This window comes from Streptomyces sp. P5F9 (genome assembly GCF_057961495.1).
The window spans coordinates 1-10,641 of record NZ_JBXVPZ010000342.1; the positions used below are offsets into that span (position 1 = coordinate 1).

General features: G+C 68.0%; 7 protein-coding genes. 1 reads left to right on the forward strand and 6 read right to left on the reverse strand.

Going from position 1 to position 10,641, the window contains the following annotated elements; all coding sequences use genetic code 11:
* Positions 1–10: 10 nt before the first annotated feature.
* The 6 genes from glyA to AC31A1_RS37255 form a co-directional block, all read right to left on the reverse strand.
* Positions 11–1,294 carry a serine hydroxymethyltransferase gene (gene glyA, locus AC31A1_RS37230; RefSeq protein WP_489657535.1) on the reverse strand — a complete coding sequence of 428 codons (1,284 nt, stop codon included), beginning with the start codon at positions 1,292–1,294 and terminating at the stop codon, positions 11–13.
* 21 nt (positions 1,295–1,315) lie between these two features.
* Complete coding sequence (locus AC31A1_RS37235) at positions 1,316–3,754, reverse strand: GcvT family protein (protein WP_489657536.1); 2,439 nt, start codon at positions 3,752–3,754, stop codon at positions 1,316–1,318.
* Positions 3,755–3,970: 216 nt separating this feature from the next.
* Positions 3,971–4,933: an ABC transporter substrate-binding protein gene (locus tag AC31A1_RS37240; protein ID WP_489657537.1), complete on the reverse strand. Its 963-nt coding sequence runs from the start codon at positions 4,931–4,933 to the stop codon at positions 3,971–3,973.
* A gap of 15 nt (positions 4,934–4,948) precedes the next feature.
* Positions 4,949–6,955 carry an ABC transporter permease gene (locus AC31A1_RS37245; protein WP_489657538.1) on the reverse strand — a complete coding sequence of 669 codons (2,007 nt, stop codon included), beginning with the start codon at positions 6,953–6,955 and terminating at the stop codon, positions 4,949–4,951.
* Positions 6,955–8,043, reverse strand: a complete 1,089-nt coding sequence (locus tag AC31A1_RS37250; protein ID WP_489657539.1) for a quaternary amine ABC transporter ATP-binding protein — start codon at positions 8,041–8,043, stop codon at positions 6,955–6,957. Before AC31A1_RS37250 ends, AC31A1_RS37245 begins: the two co-directional genes overlap by 1 nt.
* A gap of 20 nt (positions 8,044–8,063) precedes the next feature.
* Positions 8,064–9,533, reverse strand: coding sequence for an aldehyde dehydrogenase family protein (locus AC31A1_RS37255; RefSeq protein ID WP_489657540.1), 1,470 nt, complete (start codon positions 9,531–9,533; stop codon positions 8,064–8,066).
* Between the two features lie 220 nt (positions 9,534–9,753).
* Between AC31A1_RS37255 and purU the strand changes: the two genes are divergently transcribed.
* Complete coding sequence (purU, locus tag AC31A1_RS37260) at positions 9,754–10,626, forward strand: formyltetrahydrofolate deformylase (RefSeq protein WP_489657541.1); 873 nt, start codon at positions 9,754–9,756, stop codon at positions 10,624–10,626.
* Positions 10,627–10,641 lie beyond the last annotated feature (15 nt).

Consider the following 10,641-nt stretch of genomic DNA (forward strand, 5'->3'; position numbering starts at 1 on the left):
GTGCGGGGGGTCATCGGGGGTCGCCTTCCTCGGACAGGTGCGGGTAGAGCGGGTGCTTCGCGGCCAGTGCCTCCGTGCGAGCGCACAAGTCCTCGATGTCCGGGGCCGGTTGGAGGGCCAGTGCGATCACGTCGGAGACCTCGGCGAAGTCCTCCTCCGTGAAGCCTCGCGTGGCCAGCGCCGGGGTGCCGATGCGCAGGCCCGACGTGACCATGGGAGGGCGCGGGTCGAACGGCACGGCGTTGCGGTTGACGGTGATGCCGATCTCGTGGAGCAGGTCTTCCGCCTGCCTGCCGTCCAACTCCGAGTCGCGCAGGTCCACCAGGACCAGGTGCACGTCCGTGCCGCCGGAGAGAACCTTCACGCCGGTGGCCGCTACGTCGGCTCGGGTCAGGCGTTCCGCGAGGATGCGGGAGCCGGCCAGCGTGCGGGACTGGCGTTCCGCGAACTCCGGTGACGCCGCGACCTTGAACGACACCGCCTTCGCGGCGATGACATGCTCCAGGGGGCCGCCCTGCATGCCGGGAAACACCGCCGAGTTGATCTTCTTGGCGAGGTCGGCCTCGTTGGTGAGGATGACTCCGCCGCGCGGGCCGCCGAGCGTCTTGTGTGTTGTCGTCGTGGTCACGTGTGCGTGCGGGACCGGGTTCGGGTGGAGCCCGGCAGCTACCAGGCCCGCGAAGTGCGCCATGTCGACCATCAGCAGGGCGCCCACCTCGTCGGCGATCCGCCGGAAGGCCGCGAAGTCCAACTGCCGTGGATACGCCGACCATCCGGCGATGATCATCTGGGGGCGGTGTTCCTTCGCGAGGCGCTCCACCTCGTCCATGTCCACCAGGTTGTCGGTCTCCCCCACGTGGTACGGCACCACGTTCAGCATCTTGCCGCTGTAGTTGAGGCGCATGCCGTGGGTGAGGTGGCCGCCGTGGGCGAGGTCGAGGCCGAGGATCGTGTCGCCGGGCTTCAACAGGGCGAAGAACACTGCCGTGTTGGCCTGCGCGCCCGAGTGCGGCTGGACATTCGCGAAGCCCGCGCCGAACAGGGACTTGACCCGCTCGATCGCCAACCGCTCGGTGACGTCGACGTGTTCGCAGCCGCCGTAGTAGCGGCGGCCGGGGTAGCCCTCCGCGTACTTGTTGGTGAGCACCGAGCCCTGCGCCTCCAGTACGGCGGAGGGCGCGAAGTTCTCGGAGGCGATCATCTCCAACGTGGACTGCTGGCGGTGCAGTTCGGCGCGGAGCGCGGCGTGGACCTCGGGATCCAGTTCCGCCAAGGGGGTGTTCAGCGCGTTCATACGGCGTTCGCGTCCTTCCGGCTAGCCGCGGAGGCGGGACATCGTCGGGTCGAACAACGGCTCCTCGGCCACAACGGCCTCGACCCGCTGGTCGAAGTAGCCGATGTGCAACGTGGTGCCGGGGGTGGCGAGTTCCGCCGGGAGCCAGACGTAGGCGATGCCCTTGCCGATGGTGTAGCCGTAGGCCGCGCTGGTGACGTAGCCGACGGCGCGCTCGCCGTCGTAGACCGGCTCCTTGCCCATGACGACGGAGTGCGGGTCGTCGATGGTCAGGCAGGTCAACTGCCTTTGTACGTCGGTCTTTCGGCGTTCCAGTGCCGCCTTGCCGATGAAGTCGCCCTTGTCGAGTTTGACGGCGAAGCCGACGCCGGCCTCGTAGGGGTCGTGCTCGTAGGTCATGTCGGTGCCGAAGGAGCGGTAACCCTTCTCCAGGCGGAGGCTGTTGAAGGCGCCGCGGCCCGCGATGACACCGCCGAGGGGCTTGGCCGCCTGCCACAGGGTGTCCCAGAGTTTCTGGCCCTGGTCGGCGGTGGTGTACAGCTCCCAGCCGAGTTCACCGACGTACGACAAGCGCATGGCGGTTACCGGGACCGTTCCAACGTAGGCGTGTTTGGCGCGGAAGTACTTGAGGCCTTCGTTCGTGAAGTCCTCGTCCGTCAAGGGCTGGAGGACCTTCCGGGCCAGTGGGCCCCACAGGCCTATGCAGCAGGTACCGGGGGTGATGTCTCGGACCTGGACCGTTCCATCGGCGGGGAGGTGGCGGGTGAACCAGTCGAGGTCGAGGTTGCCGTTGGCGCCGACCTGGAAGCGGTCGCGGGCCAGGCGGGCGACGGTGATGTCGCTGCGGATGCCGCCGTCCTCGTCCAGCAGGAGGGTGTACGTCACCGAGCCGACGGACTTGGCGACCTTGCCGGTGACCAGGGCCTCCAGGAAGTCGGCGGCGCCGGGGCCGGTCACCTCCAGACGCTTGAGGGCCGTCATGTCGTACATCGCGACGGTCTCGCGGGTGGCCTGGGCCTCGGCGCCGACGACGGGCGACCAGTACTGCGCCGCCCAGTCGTTCGGGGTGGGGATCGAACGGCCTTCCAGCAGGCCCGAGTTGGCCTCGTACCACTGCGGGCGCTCCCAGCCGTTCGCCTCCAGGAAGACCGCGCCGTGTTCCTGCTGGCGGGTGTGGAAGGGGCTGGTGCGGATCGGGCGCGGTTTACCGGACGGCTGGAGGGGGTGGAGGATGTCGTAGACCTCGACGAAGTTCTGGCAGTCGCGGGCCAGGACGTATTCCGGGGCGAGTTGGTGCTGTTCGAAGCGGTTGACGTCGCACTCGTGGAGGTCGAAGGACGAGCAGTGACCGTCGACCAGCCACTCGGCCATCGCACGGCCGACGCCCGCCGAGTGCGTGACCCAGACCGCCTCGGCGACCCAGAAGCCCTTGACCTCCGGACTCTCCCCGAGGAGGGGGAAGTTGTCGGTGGTGAAGGAGAACAGGCCGTTGATGCCCTCCTCGACCTTCGCGTCCCGTGTCGCGGGGAGCAGGGACTGGGTTTCCGTCCAGGCGGGCGCGAAGTCGTCCTCCGTGAACTTGAGGACGGAGGGCATGTCGTCGGCCTCGCCGACCGAGAGGATGTCGTCGGCCGAGATGGGCATGGGGCGGTGGCCGTAGTAGCCGATACCGATGGCGTCGAAGCGGTCGCGGTAGTAGAGGTCGGCGTCCTGGTGGCGCAGGATCGGGCGGACGGCCTCCTCGGTCTGGCCTGCGAGGGCGGGCACTGGACCGGTCCAGGCGAGTTGGTGGCCGAGCGGGGTCAGCGGGAGGTTCATGCCGACCATACGGGCGATCTTCGGGCCCCAGATGCCGGCGCAGCACACGACGATGTCGGCGGGGATCTCGCCCTGGTCGGTGAGGACCCCGGTGACGTGGCCGTCGGTCTGCCGCACGTCCAGGACCTCGTGGCGGGCGAGGAAGGTCACACCGCGTTCGGTCGCCCGGCGGATCTGGGCCTCGACGGCGAGGACGGCTTTCGCGAGGCCGTCGGTGGGGACCAGGAGGCCGCCGAGGACCCGCTCCGGGTTCACCAGCGGGTGGTGCTCGACGCACTCCTCGGGGGTGAGCAGGCGGGCCTCGATGCCCCAGGCGGTGATCCAGCCGTGGCGGCGGTGGAGTTCCGCGACGCGCTCGGGGGTCGTGGCGACTTCGAGGCCGCCGACCTGGAGGAAGCAGGGCTTGCCGTCGACGTCGAGGGAGCAGAACTTCTCGACCGTGTAGCGGGCCAACTCGGTCATGGTCTTCGAGGAGTTGGTCTGGAAGACCAGTCCGGGGGCGTGCGAGGACGAGCCGCCGGTGGCGGGCAGCGGGCCCTGGTCGACCACGGTCACTTCGGTCCAGCCTCGCGCGGAGATCTCGTCCGCGAGCGCCGCCCCCACGACACCCGCTCCGATGATGACCACTCGGGGTCCCGCCATCGCCGCACCTCCGGCTAGAAAGCAATCCGGTTGCTGTCTGCGCAACATGCTTCAGGTTGCGCAACTCAATGTGCCCGGCGCGAGGAGCGGGTGTCAAGGGGTCCCATGACGTCGGACGACGCCCCTGTCACCGGCCGGAACACGGCAATGCCCGACGGGCGGTACGCACCTGCGCGCACCGCCCACCGGGCATGGTCAACCGTCTTGTGCCGCCGCCTACTTGAGCCAGGCGTCGACCTTGGCCTTGTTGGCGTCGACCCACTTCTTCGCCGCGGCGTCGTCGGACAGCTTGTCCTGCGCTATGTACTTGGCCACGGCGTTCTGGTCCTCGTTCGTCCAGTTGAAGTTCTTCACCAGGTTGTAGGCGGGGCTGCCCGACTTGGCGAACTTCGCGCTGACGATCTTGTCGAGGTCGTAGACGGGATAGTCGCAGGCGACCTTCGACGCGACGGCGTCACACCCTGTCGTGTACGCGGGCAGCGACACCTTCTTGAGCGCGACCTCGGAGAGGAACCACTGCGGCTCGTAGAAGTAGCCGATGACCCACTGCTTGTTCTTCTCGGCGGTGCGGAAGGCCTGGATGAGCGCGGTCTCGCTGCCCGCGTACACCACCTTGAAGTCCAGCTTCAGGTTCTTCACCAGCGCGGCGTCGTTGGTGACGTACGACGGGTCGCCGTCGAGGAGTTGGCCCTTGCCGCCCGACTCGGAGGTCTTGAACTTGGACGCGTACTTGTTCAGGTTCTTGTAGTTGAGGATGTCGGGGTGGGCTTTCGCGAGCCACGGCGGTACGTACCAGCCGATGATGCCTTTGTTGCCGGTCTGGCCGGCCTCGACGGCGGTCTTCTGGCCGGTGATGTACTTCTTCTTGAGGTCGTCGTGACCCCAGTTCTCCAGGACCGCGTCGACCTCGCCGGTGCCGAAGCCCTGCCAGGCGATCTCTTCCTTCAGGTCCTTCTTCTCGACCGTACAGCCGAGTTGGTGCTGCGCGACGTACGCGACGACCGCCGCGTCCGCCTCGTAGCCCACCCACGGGTTGACCGCGAGGTTGAAGGTGCCGCACTTGCCCGAGCTGTTGCTCGATCCCGAGGTGGTGTCGCCGACCTTCGCCCCGCCGCACGCGGTGAGGGTGAGGCCGAGGACGGCCAGGCCGGCCGCGCCGGTTCGCCAGTGTCTTGCCATGGTGTCGTGCTCCTTTTAAGCGCTGGTTCGGCGCGCGGCCGCCTGAGTGATCCGGTCGAACATGACTCCGAGCAGGACGATGGCCAGCCCCGCCGCCAACCCCTTGCCGTACAGCTCGCTCTGTGAGAATCCGGCCACGACGTCGTAGCCGAGGGCGCCGGCTCCCACCAGGCCGCCCACAACAACCATCGACAGCACGTAGATCAGGCCCTGGTTGGTCGCGAGGGTCAAGGCGCTGCGTGCCATCGGGAGTTGAACCTTGGTGATGATCTGCCAGGTGTTGCACCCGGCCGCGGTGGCCGCCTCGACGGTGGTCTCGGGCACGGCCCGCACCCCGTCCGCGGTGATCTTGATGGCGACCGGTACCGCGTACACGACGGCGGCGACGATCGCGGTGAAGCGCGTCGCCCCGAACAGCGCGAGGAACGGCACGAGATAGACGAACGGCGGCATGACCTGCGCCGCGTCCAGCGTCGGCCTGAGCAGCCGGTCCACCATCGCGCTGCGCCCCATCCACACGCCGAAGGCGATGCCGAACACCATCACGATCACGGTCGCCACGACGGTCGAGGCCAGCGTGGTCATGGCGTCCGACCACACACCGGTGCCGACAAGCAGCCCCACGCAGACGGCAGTTGTGACCCCGGAGCGCCAGCCGCCGACCACCACTCCGATCCCGACGAGCGCCGCGCCGACGAGCCACCACGGAGAGTCGGTGAGCAGCGACTGGAACGGGTTGAGCAGCCCGTTGGTGAGCGCGTTGCGGAAGGCGTTGGTGACGCCCGACAGGTTGTCCTGCACCCACGTCGTCACGCTGTTCGCGGAGTTCGTGATGTGGGTGCCGGTGCTGCCGTCGCCGGGGAACTGCGCCGCCCACAGGTAGGTGTGCGAGAGGTAGACCAGGACCACGACGCCCACCGCGCCGGCTCCGAGCAGCGGTCGGCGCCACGTGAGGAAGCGGCCGGTCGAGTTCCGGGCCTGTTCCGTGCGGGTGCTCGACGCCGTCGTGACACGGTCGAGGACGATGGCCATGATCACGATGGCCAGGCCGGCGTTGAAGGCCGTACCCACGTCGAGCGTCTGCAGTGCCTGCATGACGGTCTTGCCGAGTCCGGGCGCGTCGATCAGGGCCGCGATGGTGACCATGGCGAGGGCCGCCATGATGGTCTGGTTGACGCCCATCACCACGGTCCGCTTGGCCATCGGCAGCAGCACCTTGAGCAGTGACTGCCAGCGCGTCGAGCCCATGGAATCCGCCGCTTCCACGGTCGTCTCCGGTACGGAGCGGATGCCGTGCGCCGTGATGCGGATCGCGGGCGGGGCGGCGTAGATCACCGTGGCGATCACGGCGGAGGCCGGGCCGATCAGGAAGAACAGGGTCAGCGGAGCCAGGTAGACGAAGGTCGGCATCGTCTGCATGAAGTCCAGGAAGGGCGTCATGACCCGGTTGAACCGGTCGGACAGCCCCGCCCACACCCCCAGCGGGATCGCGAACAGCAGCGCGACGAGGACCGCGGAGAGGGTGAGCGCCAGGGTGTCCATGCTCTCCTGCCACAGGCCCTGGAGCCCGAAGAAGGCGAAGCCTGCCATGGCAAGCAGCGCGACCCGCCAGTTGCCCACGGCCCAGGATGCGAAGCCGACGATGCCGACGACACCGAGCCAGCCGATCTGCGGCAGCGGTCGGTCGCCGCTCGGCTGCGAGATCAGGTCCTGGACGAAGGTCACCAGGTTGTCGATGACCAGGCGGATCTCGTTGAAGAAGTAGAGGAAGAGCGGGTTGGAGTTGCGGTTGGCGCCGACCGAGTCGTTGAGGTCGTTGAACCATCGGTGCAGCCCGGTGAGGTCGGCCGCCGCGAGCGTCAGCGTCTGCTTGCCGCGCAGCACGGCGAACAGCACCAGCCAGACGACGAGGATCGCGCCCACCATCATGGGCCGAGTGACCTTGCGTCGCGGGTTCTTCAACTCCGGTGCGGTGTCCGCGACTTGCTGTGCGGGCTCCGGTTTCTCCACGGCGACGGTCATCACGCGTCGCCCTCCTGCCCGGCGACGACCGCGAGGATCTCCTCGTCGCCGACGATACCGAGCAGCTTGCCGTTCTCGACGACCTTGACGGGCTTGTCGGCCGCGAGTACGGCACGGGTGGCTTCCCGCACCACGACGTCCGGGCCCAACTCGGGCCCGTCCAGGGCGTCTCCGTCCACGGCGGGGCGCATGATCCAGCGCAGGGTGAGGACGTCACCGCGCGGCACGTCCTTCACGAACTCCCGTACGTAGTCGTCGGCGGGGGCGCCCACCAGTTCGTCGCCCGTACCGCACTGCACCATCTTGCCGTCGCGCATGATGAGGATGCGGTCGCCCAACTTGAGGGCCTCGGACAGGTCGTGGGTGATGAACACCATGGTCTTGCCGACCTCGTGGTGCAGCCGGATGACCTCGTTCTGCATGTCACGGCGGATCAGCGGGTCGAGCGCGGAGAACGGCTCGTCGAAGAGGAGTACGTCCGGGTCACCGGCCAACGCCCTTGCCAGGCCGACGCGTTGCTGCATGCCGCCGGAGAGCTGGTCGGGGTAGGAGTTCTCGTACCCGGAGAGCCCCACCAACTCGACGACTTCCAGGGCCCGTTTGGTGCGCTCGGCCTTGCTCATGCCGCGGATCTCCAGGCCGAACGACACGTTGTCGACGACCCTGCGGTGCGGCAGCAGCCCGAAGTGCTGGAAGACCATGGAGAACTTACGGCGCCGCAGCTCGCGCAGCCGCTTGGCGTCCGCGTCCCGGATGTCCTCGCCCTCGAAGACGATCTCACCCGCGGTGGGTTCGATCAGCCGGGTCAGACATCGCACCAGGGTGGACTTCCCGGAGCCGGACAGCCCCATGACGACGAAGACCTCGCCGGGCGAGACCTCGAAGTCCACATCGCGTACGGCGGCGGTGCAGCCGGTGCGGTCCATCAGCTCACGGCGCGTGAGCCCGCACAGTTCCTCGGAATCGGGTACCTGTTCTGCCTTCGGCCCGAACACCTTCCACAGCTTGCGCACGGATATGACCGGGGTGGGGGCCGAGTCCTGGGGAGTGCCGCGCCGCTGCGGCACCTCGGTCTGTGCTGGGGTCACGATCGACCTCTTTTCGGCGTTCAGCCGCGGAACCAGTGTTGCGGCCGGGGTTGGATGTTCTGCCAGATGTGCTTGGGCTCTCGGTACTCGTCCAGGCCGGTCGGTCCCAACTCCCGGCCCACGCCCGAGTGTCCGAAGCCACCCCATTCCGCTTGCGGCACATAGGGGTGGTAGTCGTTGATCCACACCGTGCCGTGCCGCAGCCGCCGGGCGACCCGCTGGGCCTTCCCCGCGTCCTGCGTCCAGACGGCGCCGGCGAGTCCGTACTCGGTGTCGTTGGCGATGCGTACGGCGTCGTCCTCGTCGGTGAACCGCTCGACGGTCAGCACCGGCCCGAAGGACTCCTCGTGCACCACCCGCATGTCCTGCGTGCACGCGTCGAGCACGGTTGGCGGGTAGAAGTGCCCGTCGGCGAGGGCGAGTTCGGCAGGCCGCTCACCACCGCAGCGCAGCACGGCCCCCTCGGCGATCCCGGCCGCGACATACGCCTCGACCTTCTCCAGGTGCCGCGCGGAGATCAACGCCCCGGTCTCGGCCTCGGGATCGAAGGGCCCGCCGAGCCTGATCTGCCGCGCGCGACGCACGACTTCGTCCACGAACCGGTCGTGCAGCGAGTCCTCGACGATCAACCGGGCGCCGGCCGAACAGACTTGGCCCGAGTGCAGGAAGACGGCCGTGAGCGCGAAGTCCACGGCCGTCTCGAAGTCGGCGTCGGCGAAGACGACGTTGGGGTTCTTGCCGCCCAGCTCCAGCGCCACCTTCTTCACGGTCGCGGCGGCGGTGGCCATGATGTGTTTGCCGGTCTCCAGGCCTCCGGTGAAGGAGACCATGTCGACGGCCGGATCCTCGGAGAGCGGCGCTCCCGCCTCGGGCCCGGCACCGAGCACGAGATTGGCGGCACCGGCGGGAAGCCCGGCCTCCTCCAGCGCCTTCATCAGCAGGATGGAGGTGGAGGGCGTCAGCTCGCTCGGCTTGAGGACGATCGTGTTCCCCGCGAGGAGCGCCGGAGCGACCTTCCAACTGGCCTGCAGCAGCGGGTAGTTCCAGGGCGTGATGAGCCCGCACACGCCAACGGGCTCGTAGACGACCCGACTTACGGCGTCGTCGCGTCCGGTGTCGATGACCCGCCCGGCGTCTGTGCCGCCGATCCCGCCGTAGTAACGGAAACAGGAGACGACATCGGCGATGTCGTACTCGCTCTCCACCAGCCGCTTGCCGGTGTCCAGCGACTCGGCGCGGGCGAACTCCTTGGCGTCGCGCTCAAGGATGTCGGCCGTGCGCAGCAGCAGCGCGCCGCGCTCCCGCTCGGGGGTACGCGGCCAGGGTCCTTCGTCGAAGGCTCGGCGGGCGGCGGCGATCGCGGCCTCGGTGTCGGGACGCGTTCCCTCGGACACGGTCGCGGTGAGCGTGCCGTCGGCGGGACAGCGGATGTCGCGGTGACCGCCGGCCACCGCATCGCGCCATTCTCCGTCCACATACAGGTCTGCCACGTGTGGAGCCCTTCGAGCGAATTTCGTTGCGCATCGTGCACCGTATTGCTTGTGGTGGAACACCCTGGCGAATGTGCAGACATACGTCAAGGGGTTGGCAGATGACGATTTCGCCATGCCTCCCATTGCCCGGCCGCCTCTTGACCGCGAGCGGCGCCCGGCCCAACCATGTTGCGTATCGCTCACCATGTTGCGCAACACGCACCGACGGAGGCCGTCCATGTCCCCTCGACCGCACCCTGGCCGCGAATTCGTCCTCACCCTCTCGTGTCCGGACAGCGCCGGACTGGTCTATGCCGTGAGCGGCTTTCTCGTCCGGAACTCCGGCAACATCCTGGAGAGCCAGCAATTCGATGATCGGCTCAAGGGCCGCTTCTTCATGAGGGTCCACTTCGACGTTTCCGATCCAAACGCCGACCTGAAAACACTGCGTTACCGATTCGGCCCGGTCGCCGAGGCATATCGCATCTCCTGGTCCCTCCGGGACGCCGCCACCCCCACCCGGACCCTGATCATGGTGTCCAAGTTCGGCCACTGCCTGAACGACCTGCTGTTCCGCAAGCGCACCGGCGCCCTCAACATCGAGATTCCCGCGATCGTCTCCAACCACCGCGACTTCGAGGGCCTCGCGGAGACGTACGGCATCCCCTTCCACCACATCCCGGTCACCAGGGACACGAAGGCCGACGCGGAAGCACAACTCCTCGACCTGGTAAGGGAGTTGGATATCGACCTGGTGGTCCTGGCCCGCTACATGCAGATCCTCTCCGACGACCTCTGCAAGCAGCTGGAGGGCCACGCCATCAACATCCACCACTCCTTCCTCCCCAGCTTCAAGGGCGCCCGCCCCTACCAGCAGGCGTACGACCGAGGGGTGAAGCTCGTGGGCGCCACGGCGCACTACGTCACGCCGGAACTGGACGAGGGCCAGATCATCGACCAGGACGTGGTCCGGGTCGACCACTCACTCGACCCGGAGGAGCTGGTGACGGTGGGGCGTGACGTGGAGGCGCAGGTGCTGGCGCACGCGGTGAAGTGGCACAGCGAGAGCAGGGTGATGGTGTACGGGAATCGGACGGTGGTTTTCCGGTGAGGGTGGGCTGTATAC